We start from the raw sequence: 22328 nt of genomic DNA on the forward strand, positions 1-22328 counted from the left end.
ATTCTCTTTTGACTGCATCCATGTTATGTGCCCAATGTGAGCACTTAATGTATAAATTGAGCGTAGATGTACGATTTTTGAAAAAACATACATCGGACTAATGAGTGATATCTTTACGTGCTACATTCAAATAGAACGTAACAAAGGTATCTCCGATTAGTCTCAGGACAAAAATTATAGACGCGACATTCTAACGACCTCAGCTTTTCCTGTCGAGCATCTGCCGACATTGAGCCTTGTTATGTCCTAAAAACCCAACCAAGTGCTAAAAAAAGCACCAACGTCACATGGCATGGTTTCAAAAATGGGGTCTACAAAACGATTTTCAAGGGATTTGGTGCTTTTTTTTACCAGAATGAACAAAAAGCGATCTCCTTCAAGAGTGTGAACACCAAATGTCGCTTTCTTCTCTCACTCACCACTAATTTCTTATAAGATTGTTCCTAAGAGTAAATACATTCTCACTGAAACAGCAGCTTGACGTTACTTGGGTATCTATCCGTGTTTATTATTGAGTAAACTATGCAGCCACTTCGTCGTTTCCATCTTTGGTTTATCCTTCTCTACCTTTTAGTATTAACGTTAGGGTGTCATTGGGTCTGGCAATATAGCTATCACTCATTACTCAACGAACATCAAGCCCAGTTAGAGCGATTTTCCGGGCATATTGCTGCCAAACTCGATAAATATGCCAACATTCCTCGATTGCTATCAAAAGATCGAGAATTGATTGATGCACTGAAAACCCCGCGAAATACCGCACAAATTGAAGTCACTAACCGCTATCTCGCTCAAGTTAATGAGGTGATTCAAGCATCAGACACCTATTTACTGAATGTATCAGGTACGACTATTGCCGCCAGTAACTGGGCATCTGAACACAGTTTTATCGGGCGTAACTTCGCCTGGCGTCCTTACTTTAAACAAGCGATTCAAGGAAAACGCAGCCAATACTTCGCATTAGGTTCTACGTCTGGTCAACGTGGTTACTATTACGCTTATCCTGTTATTTATGCTGCAGAAACCATCGGGGCTGTGGTAGTAAAAATGGATCTCAACAGTATTGAGGAAAATTGGCAAAGCCAAGACAGTTACTTTGTAGCTACCGATGATAACAATGTCATTTTTATGTCGAGCCAACCCCAGTGGTTATTTCGCAGTGTGAGCCATTTAAATGAGACTGAATTGGATCGCATTCGCCGCAGCAGGCAGTATTTAGATAAAGACATCCCATCACTTGGTTTTAAGACCAATACCATTCACTCACCAGCTGAATGGGAGAACCCACAGCAAGGTTGGTTACAAGGTGATATGATTGTCACGACTAGACCCATCCCAGAACTTGACCTTAATATCCGCGTTCTTTCCCCCAAAATAGATGTGTTTTGGAATACCTTTGGCTTTGGGTTAGTTCTTACAATGCTTTTTGCCATTATCTATCTAGCCACGCTACTCGTGAGAAACCGTAGCGCTAAACAGCGCCAAATCGAACATATCCAGCAGGAAGCGAAACAAAAATTGGAATTTTTAGTCATGGAACGAACGGCAGAGCTGCATAGTGAAATCGACGAAAGAATTAAAACCGAGCAGGCGTTACGCCAGGCTCAAGATGAACTAATTCAAACAGCTAAGTTGGCGATGCTTGGTCAGATGTCTGCCAGTATTAGCCACGAGCTGAATAACCCCCTTGCAGCCATTCGCAGTTTCGCTGATAACGCACGGCGATTTTTGCATAGGGGCTCCACCGACCGAGTGGATGACAACTTAACTCGAATTTCCTCCTTAACTGAACGAATGGCGAAAATCAGTGAGCAGCTAAAATTATTTGCTCGCAGAAGTGATTCTCATGAAACCGTAGAAGCACAATTGTTTCCTATAGTGCTTTCAGCAAAAGAACTCATTCAGCAACAATTTAAAAACAACGCAGTTTCTCTGATCATCACCCCACCGCAATCGCCGATAAATGTCCAAGTTAACCCTATTCAGTTAGAGCAGGTATTGATAAATTTATTGACCAACGCTCAGCAGGCTCTCAACACACAAAGTGACAAAAAAGTGATGGTTTCCTTTGCTCTACAGCAAGATACAGTTGAAGTGTATGTTGACGATAATGGTCCTGGCGTTAGCCAAGAACAACAACCTCACCTATTTGATCCTTTTTACACGACTAAACAAAATGGGCTTGGCTTAGGGCTCTCTATCTCTTACCAGATCATTAAAGGTTTCGATGGTCGATTACTGATTGAGGATTCTCCCTTCGGAGGTGCGCGTTTTATCATCTGTTTACCCTGTGTTTTATCGCAACCATCAACACCACCAGATTCAAATCTAAGGACAGCCGATGTGTGATGTATTTTTTATTGATGATGAGCAGGATTTGCGTACTGCCATAGAGCAGAGCTTTGAACTGGCAGACATCAATGCACGATTCTTTTCCTGTGCAGAGGATGCACTGCTGGCGATTCAAAAAGAGGGGTTACCTACGGTGATCATCAGTGACATCTGCTTACCCGGTTTAAGTGGGCAAAATTTACTGACCACCATTCACCACCAAGACCCCAACTTGCCCGTTGTGTTAATCACCGGTCACGGTGATATATCGATGGCCGTACAGGCTATGCATGATGGTGCTTACGATTTTATCGAGAAGCCATTTTCTCCTGAGCACTTAATCGAAACGACAACCCGAGCGATTGAAAAGCGGCAACTGACGACTGAAAATGAACGTTTAAAACGCAGTCTAAAAGCAAGCCAAACACTCGGCCCACGTATCATCGGCGAAACTGCAAGCATCCAACAATTACGCGATACAATTTCTCATGTTGCTGATACCAATGCCGATATTCTGCTGTTTGGTGAAACAGGAACAGGTAAAGAGTTAGTTGCCCGCTCTCTTCATGAGCAAAGTTCACGAAGGGAAAATAACTTTGTCGCGGTTAACTGCGGTGCCGTACCCGAAAATTTGATTGAGAGTGAACTTTATGGGCACGAAAAAGGTGCCTTCACTGGCGCTGAAACCAAACGTATTGGTAAATTTGAACATGCGCAAGGTGGGACTCTTTTTCTAGATGAAATTGAGTCCATGCCCATGCAAGCTCAGATTCGCTTGTTAAGGGTTTTGCAAGAAAGGGTTATCGAACGCGTGGGTTCTAACGAATTGCTGCCACTTGATATTCGGGTTATTGCAGCAACCAAGATCGATCTTAAACAAGCGTCAGAGGACGGAAAGTTTCGTCAAGACCTCTATTACCGATTGAACATCGTTACCCTTGATATTCCGCCACTACGAGAGCGTAAAGACGATATCCCGGCCCTATTCCATCACTTTTTACTCGTGGCAGCCGCTCGTTACGGTAAAGCAGCCCAATCGATTGATCGTCAAGCTCTACAAACGCTACTCAATCATGCATGGCCTGGTAATGTTCGCGAACTGCGTAACGCTGCCGAGCGCTATGTATTATTAGGTAAAATGATTCAGTTAGGTGAAGCACCACTATCTTCTCCAGTCAGTACCAACTTAGTTGATCAAGTCGCGGAATTTGAAAAATCAGTCATCGAACAAGCTTTACTTGAGACTGGAGGTAGTATCAAAGAGACCATGGAAAGACTTGGGGTCGCACGTAAAACTTTATATGACAAAATGCAGCGTTATCGCCTAGATAAAGAGATGTTTAAAGAAAATTAACCATCTTGAAGTCATAAAATAAGGCCTCGCATCGCGAGGCCTTATGAGTGAAATATTCCAACTATTTAGTAATAATCTCTGGCCCCATCAACATAGTCGGTAGCCACGTCGATACCGCAGGTACATAAGTCACAATAATTAAGAATAGGAACATAATCGCCACCCATGGCAAGGCTGCCTTCACTACCCTCATCATCGACATTTTAGCAACACCAGCCGTCACGAAGAGGTTGAGTCCTACTGGGGGCGTTATCATGCCAATTTCCATGTTCACCACCATAATAATACCAAGGTGAATTGGGTCGATTCCCAGAGCAATCGCAATTGGGAATACCAATGGCGCGACAATGATCAATAGACCCGAAGGCTCCATAAACTGACCACCAATCAGCAATAACACGTTGACAGCAATCAAGAATGTTATCGGACCTAGTCCTGCGTCCAAAATTGATTCAGTGATCATTTGCGGTACGCGTTCTTCGGTCAATACATGCTTAAGAATCAGTGCATTAGCAATAATAAACAGCAGCATGATGGTTAATTTACCCGCATCAAACAACGTTTTCTGCGTATCTTTGTGCACCAGTGACTGCACTGCTTTGACGACCATAGGCTTAGTATTGCTCTTATCTGCAAACGGCCCCATGTCTTTATAGATAAAATTAGCAATCAAAAACGAATAAACGGCAGCTACCGCAGCAGCTTCTGTTGGGGTGAATATACCGCCATAAATCCCACCAAGAATAATAACAACGAGTAATAACCCCCAGCTTGCATCTTTAGCAGCTTGAAATGCTTCTCCCCAACCAACGAAAGGTTGTTTCGGTAAATTTTTTACCCGAGCAGTAATATAGATTGCTACCATCAGCATCAACCCAGCCAATAGACCAGGAATAACACCGCCCAAAAACATGCGCCCTACTGAAACATCAGTCGCGGCTGAATACACCACCATCACGATAGAAGGTGGAATCAGAATACCGAGTGTTCCCGCATTACAAATGACCCCAGCCGCAAATTCTTTGGTGTAACCATTTTTGACCATGCCTGCAATAACAATGCTGCCAATAGCAACGACTGTTGCAGGTGACGACCCCGATAGAGCTGCAAACATCATACACGCCACAACAGATGCCATTGCTAACCCACCAGGGAACCATCCCACCATTGCGATAGCAAATCGGATAATACGTTTTGCCACCCCTCCAGTAGACATAAAACTGGATGCCAAAATAAAGAACGGAATGGCAAGTAAGGTGTAGTGGCCTTCAAATGCGTTAAACAGGCTTTGAGCCACTGAAGCTAACGAGGTGTCAGAATGCCAAAGTAAAAACAGAACACTAGATAAACCAAGTGAAATAGCGATCGGCACACCGATAAGCATAAAGCCGATGACCATTAAAAATAAGATCAAAATTGTCATGACTTACTTCTCCTTACCTGTTTTTTGTTGCTCTGCTTGCGGCACTGGCATCGCCTCTTCAGCCTCTGCAAGATCTTGTTTGAGGGATTCAAGATCCTCTTCAGCTTCATGGCCAGCAATCATACGATCCAACTGTCCAGTTAAAATTTGCCAAGCAATTTGAGCAAAACGCAAAGTCAGTAATGCCATACCAATTGGTAATGCCATATACGGGATAAAACGCGGCATTTTTTCATACATCTCACCTTCGTTGAGCCACTCAGCAAGAAACTGCAACATCTCAGGCATCGGAACATCATCGGTTTCATACCATGCCCTCTCAGTTGCAAATGGATACCAATAGTTCCAAGCACCGATCAGCAGTAAGATAGAAAAAGCAAGGCAACTGGCGACAGCCAGCAAAGCAAGTAATTTACGCATTGGTGGTGGTGCAATGTTGATAACAACATCTACGCCAATATGAAAATGCTTTTTCACCCCATATGAGGCGCCAACAAGCACCATCCACGCGAACATAAATACGGTCAGTTCTAATGCCCAGAGAATGTTATCGTTAAACAGGTAACGCATGAGAACATTGATAAAGGTAAGTAAGGTCATCGCCCCGAGAAAAAAGGCAATCAAGGTCTCTTCGATTTTATCTGTAAAATCGCCGACTTTGTTGAAGAAAGACTTTTCCATAAGATACATCGCTCTATTAATCGTTGTTATCAATGGCCTTCCCTTAACGAAAGGCCACGAGCTCAGCAGGTTATTTCTGATTAGAATCTAACGCTGCATTGATAAGATCAGAGCCAATATTCTTTTCAAATTTCTTCCATACAGGTTTCAGCGCATCCACCCATTGTTGCCGTTGCTCTGGGGTCAATTCACGAACTACACCCCCCGCATCAATCACATATTGACGGTTCATTTTTTCCACTTTATTGGATTCAGCGTTACGTGTTGCAGTCACTTCCGCGATGATTTGTGCTAACTGATCACGAACATCATTCGGCAATTTGCTCCACCACTTACTAGACGTCACTACTAAGTAATCGAGAATGCCGTGATTGGTTTCAGTAACGCCATCTTGAACTTCAAAAAATTTCTTACCGTAGATGTTCGACCAGGTGTTTTCTTGACCATCAATCACTTTCGTTTGCAATCCTCCATACACTTCAGCAAACGACATTTTTTGAGGATTAGCACCAAGCTGTTCAAACTGAGCAACAAGAACATCAGAAGCTTGTACACGGAATTTCAATCCCTTAGCATCACTAGGTACAATAAGTGGTTTATTGGCCGACATTTGTTTCATACCGTTATGCCAGAAAGCAAGCCCTTGAATACCACGACGCTTCATCGCGTTCTTCAGTTTTTCTCCAGACTCAGAGTTTTGAAAACGATCTACTGCGTCTACATCATCAAAAAGGAAAGGGAGATCGAAAATACGGAACTTTTTGGTGAATTTTTCAAACTTGGATAACGAAGGTGCTGCCATCTGCACATCACCATTGAGCATTGCTTCAAGCACTTTGTCATCATCATAAAGAGTGGAGTTAGGGAAAACCTGCATGCAAGCTTTACCATTCATTTCTTCATTAACGCGTTTTTCCAACAGCGAAGCAGCAATGCCTTTAGGATGCTTATCCGTGTTAGTCACATGGCTAAATTTGATAACGATTTCACCGGGATCACATTTAGCTAGCGCAGAAAAACTTGTAGCAGCAAGGATGGAGGCAGTCAGTAGGGTCATTGGTTTTAGCATTATTATTCTCCTTAATAGTGTTATCAGCCCAGCATTTAATGCAGGTTGACTACCTATTGAGGAGCAAATACCAAGCCAATATGAAACAATTTATTAACAATAATTTCATTTCAATAACTTAGAAAAAGATCTCTATTTTTTGTTCAAAAAATCATCACGTTGTAATTCACAGTTTTTTTCAAAATGGGTGGGAAATGACCCACGAAAATTACGCGTTTGTGTCATTTCCCGCCATTTTCTACCTATTAAGAGGAACAGCTGATCTCCAAATGCTTGCCCCATTCTGGAGGAAGTTTTGCCAAATCTTCATTATTCGGATGCTCATCAAACGGCTTGGCAAGCACGCTCATTAATTGCTCAATTTGGCTATAATCGTCCTGCTCTGCTTGCTCTATTGCTTGCTGAGCTAAATAGTTACGCAGTATGAATTTAGGATTCACTTGCCGCATTTTTTCACAACGCAGAAACGCGCTCACTGGTTCTCCCTTGACGCGTTCAGAATCACAACGCTCTTGATAAAGGGTCATCCACTGTTTGGCTTGATCACGGTTGAGCACAAGGTCAATGACAGGTTGTTCTCCATCCCGATCCAGGCAAGACAACTGACGAAGAAAACGGGTGTAATCCGTATGATTTGCGGTGAGCATAGTAAAGAGTTCATCAAACAGTTCGCTATCCCCTTTCTCACGAGTCCACAACCCTAATTTTGCGCGCATTAAACGGCTATATTCTTCATTAAGTTCCGTCTCAAATAGCCCTAACGTAGCTTCAAGATCATCGCGCTGAATAAGTGGTGATAACGCATGAGCCAAAGCGGATAAATTCCACAAAGCAATCCGTGGTTGACGATCAAACCGGTAGCGCCCCTGATAATCAGAATGGTTGCAGATAAAGGTCGGGTCATAATCATCTAAAAAACCATAAGGACCATAATCAAAGGTTTGGCCTAGGATGGACATGTTGTCAGTATTCATTACGCCATGAGCAAAACCAACGGCTTGCCAATGAGCAACCATATGAGCAGTTCGAGTCACAATCTCTTGGAACATAGCCACATAAGGCAACTCAGCGGTTTGACATTCCGGGTAATACCACTCAATAACCTTATCTGCGAGAAGTCTCAATTCAGCGATTTGATTGCTATAAAACAAATATTCAAAATGCCCAAAACGGATATGTGTATTCGCTAAACGTACCAGCATCGCTCCGGTTTCTACCGTTTCTCGATAAACGGGTGTATCGCTATCTATCATGGCTAATGCTCGGGTTGTTGGAATCCCTAAGCCAGCCATGGCTTCACTACACAAGTATTCACGGATTGTTGAGCGTAAAACTGCTCGGCCATCACCCATTCGAGAGTAAGGAGTCAATCCTGCGCCTTTAAGGTGGATATCAAACACTTCCCCTGCGAGCGTCGTCATCTCTGCTAGCAACAGTCCACGCCCATCACCAAGATCGGGATTGTAAACACCAAACTGATGACCGGTATATTTCATGGCGAGAGGATCAAAATGGCCTGGAATCTCTAACCCAGACAAAGTTTGGAGAAGCTCTTCATTTGGTGTGGTTGGCAAACCAAATTGCACAGCCAATTTACTATTCCACGCAACCCATTTGACGTTATCTAATGGTTGAGGCATGACTCGGGTATAAAACAGTGAAGGTAGCTGGCTAAAACGATGCGTTACGTTAACCGAATCCCAAATAGACATAATCACACTCTTCGTTAAGTGATTGACAACAGTTAGCCAAACGGTAGCAAATACTTGACTAAATAACTAGGTCTTTACATAAGAAGAGTCGTGCTTAATGTGCCATAGTTACAGCAGCAATTTATCACCCTGAGTGTTACTCAGGAGCGATTACACAAGGAAACTGTCATGCTATCGATGTTTGATATTTTTAAAATTGGTGTCGGCCCTTCCAGCTCTCATACCAACGGCCCAATGCTGGCAGCGGCACGATTTTCACAGCAACTTCCAACCAATATGAACGTCCATCAGATCACAGTGGATCTCTACGGATCCTTATCACTGACAGGAAAAGGACATCACACCGATCGCGCTATCATTGTGGGTCTACATGGGCAACAGCCTGATACCATGGATGGCGACTTAGCAAAGAACCAATGGCAACACGTTATCCAGCACCATAGGCTGACACTGCCCAACCAACACACCATCGCATTTAACCCTCAACAAGATATTATTTTTCACCCTACTCGGCTGTCCCATCATGAAAACGGCTTAACTATTACCGCCAGTGATGCAAAGAATCAACCTATTGCAAAACAGACTTATTATTCGATTGGCGGTGGCTTTATCGACTCAGAGCAAGAACTGCTCTCTCCTACACCGATGCTCTCTAACCCAGTCCCCTATCCTTTCACCAGTGCGCATGAATTACTTAAATTGGCAGAGTTAAATGGTTTAAGCCTCAGTGGGTTGGTCCTACGTAACGAGTTAACCCTACGTGATATGGCTGAAATTGACCAAAAAGTGGATCTTATTTGGCAGGTGATGCAGCAATGTATGGAAAAAGGATTTAATCAAGAAGGCGTGCTTGAGGGAGGGCTTAGCGTGACTCGACGTGCTCCTGCACTACTAAAAAAACTTGAGGCCAATATCACAATCGAAAATGATCCAATGGCGATATTAGATTGGGTTAACCTATTTGCCTTTGCAGTCAGTGAAGAAAATGCCGCTGGCGGTCAGGTAGTCACCTCGCCAACCAATGGTGCTGCAGGAGTCATACCCGCTGTATTGATGTATTTCAACAAATTCGTCCACCAGCTCGACACCAAACAGATGCGCGATTTTCTTGCTGTTGCCGGAGCTATTGGCATGCTTTACAAAACCAATGCATCCATTTCCGGTGCGGAAGTAGGTTGCCAAGGTGAAATTGGCGTCTCTTCGTCAATGGCAGCCGCGGGACTCACGTCTTTGTGGGGAGGCAGTAATGAACAGATATGCATGGCTGCTGAGATAGCGATGGAGCACTCTTTAGGCATGACCTGTGATCCGATTGGCGGTCTAGTTCAAGTTCCCTGCATAGAGCGCAATGCTATGGGTGCGATGAAAGCGATTAATGCTTCTCGAATGGCATTAAAACGAACCAGCAAATGTTTGATCTCACTAGATAAGGTTATCGATACCATGTACCAAACCGGCAAAGATATGCATGAAAAATACCGTGAGACGTCACTCGGTGGTTTGGCATTGATTCACCTTGCACCACCGTGTGAATAGTGGTCACTTCGTCGCCAAATAGGCAAGCAGTTGATTATTATCGTCAATAAACAGTGAATCCTAGTAATTCCCCTTGAATTGATGAAACAAGATGTTCAATATGAAAACGGATTAGCAACAGAGGATTAGGATTTATGAGGAATCCAACACCACGTCTAACACTGCGTGTGATTGAGAAGAGTGATTATCCACAACTTGCCGAACTTATGGACTTAGTTTTTCCAGACGTGGGTGGCGCATGGCCAAGAATGACCATTATGGACTTAATTCATCAATTCCCTGATGGCCAAGTTTGTATTGAAGATAATGGACAAATTATAGGTGCAGCACTGACGATAAAAGTCGATTACAACCGGATGTCTCTACCTCATGTGTATACCGATATCGTTGATGAACATAATGTCATTCAACATAAACGCCATGGTGATGCACTATACGGTTTGGATGTGTTTGTTCACCCAGACTACCGTGGCTTACGTTTAGGCCGACGCCTTTATGAAGCTCGCAAAGAAATCTGCCGCAGCAATAACTTAAAAGCGATATTAGCTGGAGGAAGAATACCAAGATATAAAGATTATGCCGACGAGCTTAGTGTTTCAGAATACATTGAAAAGGTGAAACGAAAAGAAATCTACGACCATATCCTCTCCTTCCAACTCTCCAACGATTTTGATGTTAAACGTGTCATGCGACACTATCTCCCAGAAGATGACAGCTCCCGCGGTTATGCCACCCTACTTGAATGGGATAATATTTTTTACGAAGAAGACGTTGCATCGATTCACGATGTTGAAAAAACGTTAATTCGTATTGGTATCATTCAATGGCAAATGCGTGCTGTTGTTGGTGTTCAAGATCTCATGGAACAGGCTGAATTTTTTGTGCGCTCCCTTTCCGGATATAAAGCAGACTTTGCCCTCTTCCCTGAGTTTTTTAACGCACCTCTAATGGGATTGAAACACGATCAAAGCTCGGTTGAAGCGATTCGTTTTCTCGCCTCATTTAGTGAGCAAATTAAGCAGCGCTTTGCTGAACTTGCCGTGTCTTACAACATCAATATTATTGCCGGTAGTATGCCGGTAGAAGAAGATGGACGCTTATATAATATTTCGTACTTGCTCCATCGCGATGGTTCAGTCGATGAACAGCGTAAAATTCATATCACGCCACACGAGCAAAAAGATTGGGTTATTGATGGTGGTAACGAAGTCAAAGTGTTCGAAACCGATGCGGGTCGCGTTGGGATACTGATTTGTTATGACAGTGAATTCCCTGAACTCGGCCGGATGATGTCAGAAAAAGACGCCCAGATTCTATTCGTTCCATTTTGGACCGATACTAAAAATGGCTATCAGCGCGTTCGTTTGTGTGCTCAGGCCAGAGCAATAGAAAATGAATGTTATGTCGCAATTGGCGGCAGTGTTGGTAACTTACCTCGTGTAGACAATGTCGATATTCAATATGCACAGTCTGCGGTATTTTCACCTTCGGACATTTTCTTCCCTCACGATGCCACCATCACTGAGGCAAGCCCAAATACCGAAATGATTATTTTCGCGGATGTTGATTTAGACAAACTCAAAGAACTTAATACCGAAGGTTCGGTGACTAACTTGCGTCATCGCCGCTTAGATCTCTATGGTAATTTTACTAAACCGCAGCATACAGAAAAATAATCATTAGACTTTCCGTCGCACGCCAGCCTTGCACATTATTACAGCCTCTATACATTAAAATGAGGCTGTACTTCTCATATTTAGATGTTTAATCCTACTACCCACATTATTTTAGCTATCACTAATTATGAACAAGCCTGTTAAACCCCTATAGATAAAATAAAAAACAATCTATCTTTCAAACAATTAAATAACAGTATTATTTTTACATCTCATTAATGAGTGATTTAATCGTGTGCTCACCAGCCCCAATTTAATAAACACATCAATAAAACTGACTATACTTTTCCAACATCTAATAGAGTCAAATCAAGGGTAATATAGATATGATGTTTTGCCATTCACTAAAGCGCGGGGCTTTGTTTATTTCCATCATTGCATTGTTTATTGGTCACGCTCAAGCTCAAGAGGATACAGTACTCACGGTATCGGGAGATAACCAAGAGGTCAGTTATACCATGGAACAACTAGAGAACATGGCTCAGGATACTATTACAACTGAAACACCGTGGACCAAAGGAAACACTCAATTCACTGGTATTACACTGAAAAAATTGCTCGAACAATCAGGAATCGAAAACGAAAATATCAAAGTTGGGGCAATCAATAACTATTGGGCCAATATCCCCTATCAAGATATCCCGACTTACGACCCTATTTTGGCATTTAAAATGAATGGTAAAAGTATGAGTGTGCGCGACAAAGGACCATTATGGGTGATTTACCCTCTCTCACAGACTAACCAATTGACCAGCGAATTATTGCATAGTCGGATGGTTTGGCAGGTCAATCGTATCGAAGTGCTTCACTAACCAAACGTTAGGCTCCTATCTGATATGAACAAAAGTTTCCTCTGGTATGTGGTTGTCATCTTCGCACTGTTTGTGTTTACGATGATGACGTTATTTAAGTTTAATAACACCTATAACATGCTAACGAAAAACACTCAGCTTTCCGCTTGGTCACTGACTCAAATGGAGGTTGAGACGATAGAGCTAGACCATCAAATTGATGTGTATTTACTTGATCAAACAGCCTCTAAGAAACCACTTAATTTAAAATTTGACGTTTTGTGGAGTCGTTATAAAACCTTTCTGACCAGTGATGAAATGGCTGCAGTCAGGAATCAATATGATAGCAACGCAACGGTTCATCAAGCATTCGCTATCTTGAAAAAACATGAGAAAGCCGTTGTCGAAGGGGATCGCATTGGTATCGGAAAATTGAAAAACGATCTCGCTCAGATTCTACCCAAAATAAGAAATTTGATGATTGTGAACTTCACTGGCCAACAATCCATCGAGCACCGCCAGATCATTCAAGATACCCGCATTCAAATATATTGCGACATGGCTTTTATTTTTGTGGTGCTCACCTATCTCACTATTCGTCACTATAAATACAACACCTACCAGCAAAAAATGGCCTGGGATGACGCACTGACTGAGTTAAAGAACCGTAACTACCTATTTCAGCTGATCAAACGTTTTAAAAAATCTCAAACACCATCCACACTGGTCTTATTTGATATCAATGGATTTAAAGATCTTAATGACACCTTTGGCTACCCTTTTGGCGATCGAGTATTGAGAACCGTCTCTCAAGCTTTAGGTGAACTTTGCACAACCCCAAATATGTATTGCGCTCGCGTTGGAGGAGATGAATTTGCAATATTGATTGTGAAAAACCAAGTCAATACGAAAGCAATGATCAAAGAGCTAGAAATAGAACTGACCAAAGTGCTAATGACCATAGACCCAACAAAAAAAACATCGCTCTCGTTTGGCGTTGCGTCTTCTCACGCCATGGAAGATGCTTACCAATATGTTAAACGTTCGGCCAATTTATTTAATAACGCTGATTTAGCATTGAACATTGCAAAACGCCAACCCACGTTACATCCTTCTATTGTTTTCTACAGTCAACGTATTGAGTTGGAACATCGCAAAAAACGCCAGCTCACTAGCGAGCTTGCTAAACTCATTGAAAATAAGCGCCAAGATGAACTGTATATGTGCTTCCAACCAATCATTGCACGTCATGCACCTAAATTAGGTTGTGAAGCGCTACTGCGCTGGAATCATCCAACCTACGGATTCATTGATCCACAGTATATTATTCAAATTGCAGAAGAAGCCGGCGTAGCGAAACGATTGGGCCACTGGATCATGCAACAAGTCTATTTGGCTCTGACTCAAGAATGGGCCGAGTTTAGTCACCGTATTGAAGTGTCAATTAACCTCTCAGACTCACTGTTTGATGAAGATCTTCCCCAAGTGTTATCCAAAATTTTCGCTTCAAAAGATAATTACCTTGAATCGATAGTACTAGAAATCACTGAAACAATGACCTTAGATGAGATGGAACGTAGCTCGGCCATTATCAGAAAACTTGAACAACTCAATATTAGAATGTCGCTCGATGACTTTGGGACAGGGTGGTCGTCACTGTATAATTTGAACCACTTGCACTTTACTAAACTGAAAATCGACAAATCCTTTGTCTGTGATATCAACTCAAAACAGAATCAGGAGTATTTTGTGTCGGCGATTGTCACTTTATCGCATCAATTGGGAATTAAGGTAGTAGCAGAAGGAATCGAGCAGTTAAGTCAGCTCAACAAACTGATGGAGTTAGGTGTCGATGAGTATCAAGGCTATTACTTCTCAAAACCGATAACAAAGCAGAAATTTGCTAAATTCTGTGTGCAGTACTTTGATGTCAACTCGGTATCTGAAATTCACCATTTACACTGATCAATGACGTTCGAGAATCCATACCTACCTTAACCAATCATAATGCCAAGGAGCGCAGCACGCCTTGGCATTCTATACCCAAAGGGCGAGTTCTATTCGTTACATAGGTAGAACTATTTCGGTAGTTAATCCGCCATCATAACGCTGACACCTGTTGCTAGCGAGCGACGACGCAACCAAGTCATCACAGATTCAGGCCATTCAATCTCAGGCTGGCATACCCAACCACGTAGCAGAGAATAAATAACGGCTTCATCAATCAAAGTTGGTATGCCCTGTGACGGAAATAGCAATGACTCAACTCGTGCAATATGCTCAGAAACCTGCTCAGCAATCTCCTTAGAATCTGCAATTAAACGCTCGAAATTAAGCACATCGGTCTCTTTATTCTTTTGCCATATTTCACGGCTACTTAAGGTCAGAAACTCCCCTAAGCCAAGTGAAGACCAACGCGGGTAGCCGACTTTTTGCAGTAAAGGAAAGGCTTCTGTTTGCCAATTGGCGACGTCTTCGCTTAATGAAAGCTCAGGTGCTGCTGGAATACGTAAACTGAGAAAGTAATGAATAATATCCATACTCTCAGCCATCGCTTCACCATTTTCTTTTTGCAAAATTGGGACGGCTTTTTTTCCTACTAACCGAGTCGGTGTATCGACATCATCATAAGAAAGCACTTTTTCTTGAAAAGGGATTTGTAGTAACCCCGCGACATAGCGTACGCGTGCACAAAACGGACAATGTTCATAAATATAAAGCGTTAGCATAAAGATTCCATGATTGATTCTACTGGCGCTAGTATACACAAAACGATTAACAGCGGGTAAAAGAGCTATCGCGCTATTTTTATATTGCCAGCAATGATTGATCAGATTAATGTATAGCCGTCACCCCTGATCCCATCAGGGCTTCGTGACTTACTCACTTTCACTCTGATATGGATTTCTTGCATGAACACCGCAATATTGGGAATGTTTATTCCGACTTTTTTCTTCGTTTCAATTACCCCTGGTATGTGTATGACTCTCGCTCTCACGCTCGGCATGAGTATCGGTTATAAACGCACATTGTGGATGATGATTGGTGAAGTGATTGGGGTCGCTGTTGTTGCCATATCAGCAGTAGTAGGCATTGCTGCTGTCATGCTTAATTACCCATGGCTATTTACGGTATTTAAATGGGTTGGCGCAAGCTACTTAGCTTATCTTGGTATTCAAATGTGGTTATCAAAAGGCAAGCTGGCGATTAGCTTTGATGATCATGAACAGTTTGAAGGCAGTGACTGGGATTTGATTGTGCAAGGTTTTGTAACTGCCATTGCCAACCCTAAAGGTTGGGCATTTATGATCTCTTTATTGCCGCCTTTTATTGACCGCTCCATGAACTTAACGCCGCAGTTATCGTTTTTAGTCTCGATCATTATGCTATCCGAATTTATTTGTATGTCTCTTTATGCCACTGGGGGGAAAGGGTTACGTAAGGCTCTGGGCCAAGAAAAGAATATCCGCTTACTGAATCGCATTGCAGGAACCTTAATGATTGGCGTGGGTATTTGGCTATTTTGTAGTTAATTATGTCGACTTGCTTCCCAATGACCTCCGTTACAAAGAGATATAAAAAAAGAGCTCCGCAGAGCTCTTTTCATTTATTTAACGTCTACCACTTAGTATGCGTAAGCTTCTGATTTAGCAACTTGAACAGCACTTTGTAGCGGTCCTGGTAACGGGTTAGAGTCTTTCGTTGTCATCGTGATCTCATCGTCTGCCGTCATTGTGGCGCGCAGTAAGATATTATCTGAACTGTCCCCAACTTGAATGCGATATTTACCCGCATCCACATCCCAGCTGTCGGTGCTTTGCGTATAATGTGCAAACGAACGCGCATTAAGAGGAATAGTCACGGACTTACTTGCCCCAGCTTCTAGGTATATCTTGCTAAAACCTTTTAGCTCATGTTTCGGGCGGCTGACCGTTGGGTTAATTGGCTTAATATACAGTTCTGGAACCGCATAACCAGCACGGCTACCTGAGTTAGTGACCGTAAAGGTGACATACATTGTATCATCATCCAACACCTTGCTACTGCTCAACGCAATATCAGAAAAACTGAATGTGGTGTAAGACAAACCAAAACCAAATGGATACAGTGGCTTATGGCTTGATTTATCGTAGCCACGATAGCCAAGGAATAAACCTTCCGAATAAGTCATGGTTGTTTTCGCATCATCACCAACATAATCATCAGGATCAGAGTAAGAAGCATAACTAGGATTAAACTTAATTTTCTTATCCAGAGTGATAGGTAAACGACCTGAAGGGTTAACATCACCATATAAAATTTCAGCTAATGCTTGACCACCAAATTGACCACTGTACCAAGCATGCAAGATTGCAGCAGCGTTGTTTGCCCATGGCATCATGTTCATGCCACCACCACTATGCATAACAACAATCGTGTTTGGATTGGCTTTGATCACTTTATTCAACATGACTTTTTGCTGATCAGGTAAATCAAAGTATGGGTCCAATGTTTCGCCTTCATATTCATAGTTACGACCCACGACCGCAACCACGGCATCGTAATCAGATAGATCCGATGGTGGCGTTAACGAAGCCCAGCTAAATTGAAGCCCATTCATCCCACCAAGGTTAGATTGATAGTATTGCTCACGGCTGTATTCAATGCGGAAAGAATATAAACGACCCGCTTTCAAAGCAGATGTTTTTACGGTGACTGGCACAGCGTTAGGTTCATCAGACGCACGTGGTTCGCCATCACTTTCCATCATCAGGTTACCATTCATGTACAATTTAAATGGACCATCACCACGGATTTTGAAGACATGCTTACCACTGATCGTTGGACGGAACTTACCGCGTACTATGGCCGAGAACGAACCTTGAGTTGGCTCGAAATCACTAATTTCTCGAACGCCATCTTCTGCATCAGTAGGAACGGTTGAGCAATCAATTTGTTGATCGTTATCCTCATCGTCATCAGTACATGGGTTAACCACCGTGTTGGTCATCGCATTCCAATCAAAGTTTACTCCAAGCTCTTTACGAGTTAAGACAGGGTCACCTTCAAAATCGGTATTGTCATAGTATTCAACCGTTACCCCAACAGCACACTCGTCATCATCGCTGGTACAACTCGGTTGTTCAAACAAAGCAGTGCTTGGTGTGAGTGACATACTTTTAATGAAGGTGACGTTATCCGAATTGGTGTTCAGTTGTTGTAAACCGCTTAGTTCTGTTACGTAATCTGAATCAGGATCAGAATTTGCGGTACCAAATGGCGAACTCGGTGCTTTCTGCGCAGCGTTACCTATAACCGCAATGTTTGCTGATTTGCTAAGTGGCAAAATTTGACCGCTGTTACCGGACTCATTTTTCAGTAGCACAATGCCTTCACGAGCGGCATCCAATGCTGCTTCCTGACCGTATTCCGGATAATCAAGCGTATGCGCTTCGTAAGTCGATTCATCAAAACCATACCGAACTAGCGCACGCAAATTACGTTTTACTTTGTCATCAATAACATCTTGAGTTAACGCACCACTCGCCACATAAGGCGACAATTTATCTTCAGTAAATTTGAGACCAGAAGGCATATCTAGATCAGTGCCCGCCCAAGCGCCCTCAAATGCATTTTGAATCGAGTTGAAATCTGAAAGAACGAAGCCTTGATAGCCCCACTCACCTTTCACAATATCGGTAATGATATGGTGATTTTCACATGCATATTCGCCATTTACCTTGTTAAAGCCACACATCAGTGATGCGATATCCGAATTTTTAACCAAGGATTCAAACGGAACTAAGTACATTTCACGCAGTGCACGCTCACCCACTTCAATATCAACATTGTGGCGGTTCGCTTCTTGCTCATTGGCAATCAGGTGTTTGGCGCCAGCTTGTACCCCTTGCACTTGAATACCGTTGGTAATTGCCGGTGCCATTACCGCACATAAAAATGGGTCTTCACCACAAATGGATTCAGCTGCGCGGCCATTAAACGGAGTGCGATAGAGGTTCACGACTGGAGATAACATTTGTTCGCCACCAGCAGAGCGTGTTTCATACCCTAAAGCCATCCCCACTTGTTTGGCCCGGTTTATATCCCAAGTTGCAGCAAGTAGACTTTGAGAAGGATAACTAGCACCGAAGATAGTGCTATCGACATAAACGCCCATTGATGAGTCATAAGCGACGGTGCCGTCAATACCGAAACGATCAAGAGATGGGATCATGTGACCATCGTCGACACGAATAAAACTGTACTTTTCAGATTGCGACATGTTGTCGAGAATCGAACTAACGCGCGCTTCAACTTGTGACCAAGTCTTACCGTTATAATCTGCGTGTGCCATCCCTGGTAACGCAAGCAACCCTAGAGAAATTAGGGATCCGTATTGTTTTAATCTCATTATTAATTCACCACTAATTAGTCGCAGGCTTTACACTCAACGCATCATCATGTTTCTGCGCCGATTGTAATAAGTCTTTTTTAGGCCCATTTTTATCTTTATTAATGTATTCACTGGCATAAGTGATGTTGTCTTTTTGTTGTTCAAACTGAGCGCGTTCCTTTGCTACTTCGCCCTGTTGGGCATTCTGTGCTTGAGCCATACCTGTAGCAGCAAAGAGTAACGCCACACACACGCTTGACCATCGAAATGCTGATGTCGCCATGTCATAACCTCACTTTCATTTATATGTTTTGGAAAATACGAGAAACCTCACGGCCAACCAAAACTAGACCAGACCGTACGGTTATAAAACCACGTAAATTTGAAAGGAACAAGATGGAACTCCAGCGCGAAAATTAAGTCAAACAACTAGATCTTTTGGAATGTCATGGTTCTGAATACCATATGTATTACAACCATAATTTCATAGAGTTAGGTGGGAAAAGGTTGCCTTTTTTCGTGAAGTGAACACTTTGTGATTGACCACTAATGATGAATTTATAAACAATACACCCCCATTTTTTACACTAACCTGACTTTTTACTCACAAAAATCTTTCTTATAAAAATCATAAGTTTGGAATGTAGATCTAAAAACCCCACACCGTTCGGTATGGGGTTGCATATAAGAATTTCTCTACGATTGGAAACAGTTACACTGCCGCACCAAAGTCAGGGAAGCCATCAACCCATGCGATTGATTTCATACGGGTGTGGCGGTTTGGATCCCATAAAGGGTCCCCCTCAATCTCAGTATAATCACGGGCATGATAAACCAACACATCTTGCCCTTTCTCGTCTTTGGTAAAACAGCTATGACCCGGACCATAAACCTTTTCAGGCCAGTTAGTGCGGAATATTGGAGCTGGTGATTTCGTCCAGTTCACTGCATCGAGCAGATCAGCATTTTCATCAACCCACAGCATACCCATACAGTAATTCTCGTCAGTGGCACTCGCAGAATAGGTTAACCAAACTTTGCCATGACTATTAAGCAAATATGGGCCTTCATTCACCATAAATCCGCGAGTTTCCCATTCAAACTCAGGTTTCGACAGTAAGGTTCCTGGCAATTTAAGTTGGGTTGGCGTTTCCATCTCAGCGATGTATAAATTTGAGTTTCCAGCAATAGCAGGATCTTTTTGTGCCCAAATATAATAGTCTTTGCCTTGGTGATGAAATACTGTTGCATCTAAACAAAATGCATCAATACCCGAATCCACCTGACCACAGAAGGTCCACTCTGGAGACATAGGATCCGCACTTAAATTCTCAATGGCGTACATTCTATGTTGGAATAGATCATCTTTAATTTCACGGCTGGGAGCCGCTGCAAAATAGATCATCCACCGCCCTTGCACATAATGAATTTCTGGAGCCCATACTAAGTCAGAATAAGCCCCTTCATCGGGTTTAGTCCAAGCCGTAATTATCGATTCAGGTTGCGCTAACCCAGTTAAGGTTTTAGCTCGGCGCAACTCAATCCTATCGTACTGTGGCACAGATGCCGTAAAGTAATAATAGCCATCGGTGTGCAAATAAACCTGCGGATCTGCGCGTTGTTCGATAACTGGATTCTCAAATTTCATCGAATATCCTTTTTATTTTAAAGCCACATGAGAAACGTGTGATGGTTCACCAGCAACATCTTCGCTGGATTCAGTTGGCATTTGCCCCATCATGTTGTGATAGTAATCATCAGTCACTTTGTACTTGAACATCAAAGCGCCCATGATGAAGTGGAAAACACCCGGAATAATCGTCAGCATTAAAGCAATACCGGTTAATGCCATAGAACTCTGTTCTTGGTTTGGTACATAGTCGAAGAACGTTAACAACCAGCCCACGATTGCACCCGCAATCCCCATACCAAATTTTTGTGCAAATGAAATACCACCGAAGGCTAAGCCAGCCACACGTTCTTTCGATTTATATTCACCATAATCGACAGCTTCAGCAATGGCAGACCAGAAAACAGGCGCATGTAAATCGACCACAAAACAGATTAGGAAATAGAAGATAAAGGCTAAGGCAACATCACCACGACCAACAACAAGATACATCAATGCACTTAATACCATCACTGTAATTTGGCTGTAGCGGAACAGTTTGATTTTACAAAAACGTTTAGTAATCCAAGTTGATGCAACCATCGCCAAAATAGCGGCGGTAACCCCTGTAGCAAGGAATGCAGAAATCATACTGGCATCGCCACCCAGATAATATTTTGCGTAGTAAGCCCCCACAGAACCGCGAATAACATAACCTACGGTACCCGTAATACATACTAACCACAAAATGCCCCACTGATCGTTAACCGCCAATAATTTGATTTGTTTCAGCAGAGGTTTCGTTTCTACTTCGTGCTCTACGCGTTCTTTTGTTGTGAAGAAACAGAATAGGAAGAGTAATGTGCCCATTAGCCCCATCAAACCCATCGCATATTTATAACCGGCCTGAACACCACCTTCACCCCAAGATGCTGCAAGAGTCGGAACAATAATGGTCACTAAGAAAGCGGCAATTTTAGCAAAGAACAATCGGTAGCCGTTTGCAGAGAGTCGTTCCTGAGGGTCATCAGTTAACACACTGATTAACGAAATATAAGGAATGGTTACCGCGGTAAACATAATGGTAACCAAAATATAGGTCGCGTAGGCATAAATTAGCTTTTCGTTATAAGCCAAATCGGGAGTACTAAACGTTAGGTAAACAGAAATGCCAAAAGGAATCGCAATAAACAAAAGGTATGGACGATAACGTCCCCAACGGGTAGTTACTTTATCGGTAATGATCCCCATCAAAGGATCGGTCACCGCATCGATAAGTCGCACTACGATAAATAGCATCGCCAGATCAGACGCTTTTATACCAAAAATATCTGTATAGAAAAAAGTAATGATGAGCATCATTGATGATATGACGACGTTAACCGCCATATCACCGGAGCCGAACCCAACTTTTTCAAGGACCGACAATTTATATTTGTACATAGGAGACCTCGTAGGAAAAACGCTGTTTTATTTTTTGTAACAGTAGTTTTAACTTTTAAGGCTCTTTTAACTGTTAAACGATTCTAACAAGAAAAAGTACAGCGAATTAATCCATATTTTCAGCCATTATATTAACGATCTTTATCACAAAACCGTTTGCTAAATAATAATCTACGCCAGTGATTAGTTCATTCTTTGACTCTATATCGCAAAAGTCTTCGCGTCATGCTGAGGATTTGTTTTTATTTTACCTACTAAAATAAATCAATAAAATCATACTAGTACAGGCTAATCATAAATAGAGAATAAAATAATTACTTAAATTATCAG

Annotated in this window: 16 protein-coding genes; 7 read left to right on the forward strand and 9 right to left on the reverse strand. The window is 42.5% G+C overall.

What is annotated here, in order from left to right; translation table 11 throughout:
- Positions 1-522: 522 nt before the first annotated feature.
- The gene (locus tag F9817_RS06470; RefSeq protein WP_161154135.1) at positions 523-2349 is read left to right on the forward strand and encodes a sensor histidine kinase; all 1827 of its coding nucleotides are present in this window, start codon (positions 523-525) and stop codon (positions 2347-2349) included.
- On the forward strand, positions 2342-3685 hold the full coding sequence (locus F9817_RS06475; RefSeq protein WP_161154136.1) for a sigma-54-dependent transcriptional regulator: 1344 nt from the start codon (positions 2342-2344) through the stop codon (positions 3683-3685). Before F9817_RS06470 ends, F9817_RS06475 begins: the two co-directional genes overlap by 8 nt.
- A gap of 61 nt (positions 3686-3746) precedes the next feature.
- Here the strand turns inward: F9817_RS06475 and F9817_RS06480 are convergent, their stop codons facing one another.
- The 4 genes from F9817_RS06480 to F9817_RS06495 form a co-directional block, all read right to left on the reverse strand.
- Complete coding sequence (locus tag F9817_RS06480) at positions 3747-5108, reverse strand: TRAP transporter large permease (protein ID WP_161154137.1); 1362 nt, start codon at positions 5106-5108, stop codon at positions 3747-3749.
- Between the two features lie 3 nt (positions 5109-5111).
- Positions 5112-5789: a TRAP transporter small permease gene (locus tag F9817_RS06485; protein ID WP_161154138.1), complete on the reverse strand. Its 678-nt coding sequence runs from the start codon at positions 5787-5789 to the stop codon at positions 5112-5114.
- 70 nt (positions 5790-5859) lie between these two features.
- Positions 5860-6858, reverse strand: coding sequence for a TRAP transporter substrate-binding protein (locus F9817_RS06490; RefSeq protein WP_161154139.1), 999 nt, complete (start codon positions 6856-6858; stop codon positions 5860-5862).
- Positions 6859-7103: 245 nt separating this feature from the next.
- Positions 7104-8570 carry a protein adenylyltransferase SelO gene (locus F9817_RS06495; protein WP_161154140.1) on the reverse strand — a complete coding sequence of 489 codons (1467 nt, stop codon included), beginning with the start codon at positions 8568-8570 and terminating at the stop codon, positions 7104-7106.
- Between the two features lie 168 nt (positions 8571-8738).
- Between F9817_RS06495 and F9817_RS06500 the strand changes: the two genes are divergently transcribed.
- The 4 genes from F9817_RS06500 to F9817_RS06515 all read left to right on the forward strand — a co-directional run bounded on the left by F9817_RS06500 (position 8739) and on the right by F9817_RS06515 (position 14538).
- The gene (locus F9817_RS06500) at positions 8739-10106 is read left to right on the forward strand and encodes an L-serine ammonia-lyase (RefSeq protein WP_161154141.1); all 1368 of its coding nucleotides are present in this window, start codon (positions 8739-8741) and stop codon (positions 10104-10106) included.
- Between the two features lie 134 nt (positions 10107-10240).
- Positions 10241-11782: a bifunctional GNAT family N-acetyltransferase/carbon-nitrogen hydrolase family protein gene (locus F9817_RS06505; protein WP_161154142.1), complete on the forward strand. Its 1542-nt coding sequence runs from the start codon at positions 10241-10243 to the stop codon at positions 11780-11782.
- A 326-nt stretch (positions 11783-12108) separates the two neighbouring features.
- Complete coding sequence (locus F9817_RS06510; RefSeq protein WP_161154143.1) at positions 12109-12594, forward strand: putative pterin-binding protein; 486 nt, start codon at positions 12109-12111, stop codon at positions 12592-12594.
- A gap of 24 nt (positions 12595-12618) precedes the next feature.
- Positions 12619-14538 (forward strand): putative bifunctional diguanylate cyclase/phosphodiesterase, encoded by a 1920-nt coding sequence (locus F9817_RS06515; protein ID WP_161154144.1) that lies wholly within the window; start codon positions 12619-12621, stop codon positions 14536-14538.
- 125 nt (positions 14539-14663) lie between these two features.
- Here the strand turns inward: F9817_RS06515 and grxB are convergent, their stop codons facing one another.
- Positions 14664-15302 (reverse strand): glutaredoxin 2, encoded by a 639-nt coding sequence (gene grxB / locus F9817_RS06520; RefSeq protein WP_161154145.1) that lies wholly within the window; start codon positions 15300-15302, stop codon positions 14664-14666.
- Positions 15303-15485: 183 nt separating this feature from the next.
- Between grxB and F9817_RS06525 the strand changes: the two genes are divergently transcribed.
- Positions 15486-16106, forward strand: a complete 621-nt coding sequence (locus F9817_RS06525; protein WP_161154146.1) for a LysE family translocator — start codon at positions 15486-15488, stop codon at positions 16104-16106.
- A gap of 92 nt (positions 16107-16198) precedes the next feature.
- On the opposite strand, the gene F9817_RS06530 is transcribed toward F9817_RS06525, so the two are convergent.
- The 4 genes from F9817_RS06530 to F9817_RS06545 all read right to left on the reverse strand — a co-directional run bounded on the left by F9817_RS06530 (position 16199) and on the right by F9817_RS06545 (position 21998).
- Positions 16199-18964 carry a beta-glucosidase gene (locus F9817_RS06530; RefSeq protein WP_161154147.1) on the reverse strand — a complete coding sequence of 922 codons (2766 nt, stop codon included), beginning with the start codon at positions 18962-18964 and terminating at the stop codon, positions 16199-16201.
- Positions 18965-18977: 13 nt separating this feature from the next.
- Positions 18978-19229 carry a hypothetical protein gene (locus F9817_RS06535; RefSeq protein WP_161154148.1) on the reverse strand — a complete coding sequence of 84 codons (252 nt, stop codon included), beginning with the start codon at positions 19227-19229 and terminating at the stop codon, positions 18978-18980.
- Positions 19230-19658: 429 nt separating this feature from the next.
- Positions 19659-20594: a glycoside hydrolase family 43 protein gene (locus tag F9817_RS06540; protein WP_161154149.1), complete on the reverse strand. Its 936-nt coding sequence runs from the start codon at positions 20592-20594 to the stop codon at positions 19659-19661.
- 12 nt (positions 20595-20606) lie between these two features.
- A complete protein-coding gene (locus F9817_RS06545) occupies positions 20607-21998 on the reverse strand; it encodes an MFS transporter (protein WP_161154150.1) in 1392 nt (463 codons plus the stop codon).
- Positions 21999-22328 lie beyond the last annotated feature (330 nt).

This window comes from Vibrio eleionomae (genome assembly GCF_009874545.1).
In the GTDB taxonomy this organism is placed as follows: domain Bacteria; phylum Pseudomonadota; class Gammaproteobacteria; order Enterobacterales; family Vibrionaceae; genus Vibrio; species Vibrio nitrifigilis.

What these genes read in the sequence shown, in the direction of transcription:
- F9817_RS06470 (WP_161154135.1), top strand. Translation starts at nt 523, where the DNA reads ATGCAGCCACTTCGTCGTTTCCATCTTTGGTTTATCCTTCTCTACCTT.
- F9817_RS06475 (WP_161154136.1), top strand. Translation starts at nt 2,342, where the DNA reads ATGTGTGATGTATTTTTTATTGATGATGAGCAGGATTTGCGTACTGCC.
- F9817_RS06480 (WP_161154137.1), bottom strand. Translation starts at nt 5,108, where the DNA reads ATGACAATTTTGATCTTATTTTTAATGGTCATCGGCTTTATGCTTATC.
- F9817_RS06485 (WP_161154138.1), bottom strand. Translation starts at nt 5,789, where the DNA reads ATGGAAAAGTCTTTCTTCAACAAAGTCGGCGATTTTACAGATAAAATC.
- F9817_RS06490 (WP_161154139.1), bottom strand. Translation starts at nt 6,858, where the DNA reads ATGCTAAAACCAATGACCCTACTGACTGCCTCCATCCTTGCTGCTACA.
- F9817_RS06495 (WP_161154140.1), bottom strand. Translation starts at nt 8,570, where the DNA reads ATGTCTATTTGGGATTCGGTTAACGTAACGCATCGTTTTAGCCAGCTA.
- F9817_RS06500 (WP_161154141.1), top strand. Translation starts at nt 8,739, where the DNA reads ATGCTATCGATGTTTGATATTTTTAAAATTGGTGTCGGCCCTTCCAGC.
- F9817_RS06505 (WP_161154142.1), top strand. Translation starts at nt 10,241, where the DNA reads ATGAGGAATCCAACACCACGTCTAACACTGCGTGTGATTGAGAAGAGT.
- F9817_RS06510 (WP_161154143.1), top strand. Translation starts at nt 12,109, where the DNA reads ATGATGTTTTGCCATTCACTAAAGCGCGGGGCTTTGTTTATTTCCATC.
- F9817_RS06515 (WP_161154144.1), top strand. Translation starts at nt 12,619, where the DNA reads ATGAACAAAAGTTTCCTCTGGTATGTGGTTGTCATCTTCGCACTGTTT.
- grxB (WP_161154145.1), bottom strand. Translation starts at nt 15,302, where the DNA reads ATGCTAACGCTTTATATTTATGAACATTGTCCGTTTTGTGCACGCGTA.
- F9817_RS06525 (WP_161154146.1), top strand. Translation starts at nt 15,486, where the DNA reads ATGAACACCGCAATATTGGGAATGTTTATTCCGACTTTTTTCTTCGTT.
- F9817_RS06530 (WP_161154147.1), bottom strand. Translation starts at nt 18,964, where the DNA reads ATGAGATTAAAACAATACGGATCCCTAATTTCTCTAGGGTTGCTTGCG.
- F9817_RS06535 (WP_161154148.1), bottom strand. Translation starts at nt 19,229, where the DNA reads ATGGCGACATCAGCATTTCGATGGTCAAGCGTGTGTGTGGCGTTACTC.
- F9817_RS06540 (WP_161154149.1), bottom strand. Translation starts at nt 20,594, where the DNA reads ATGAAATTTGAGAATCCAGTTATCGAACAACGCGCAGATCCGCAGGTT.
- F9817_RS06545 (WP_161154150.1), bottom strand. Translation starts at nt 21,998, where the DNA reads ATGTACAAATATAAATTGTCGGTCCTTGAAAAAGTTGGGTTCGGCTCC.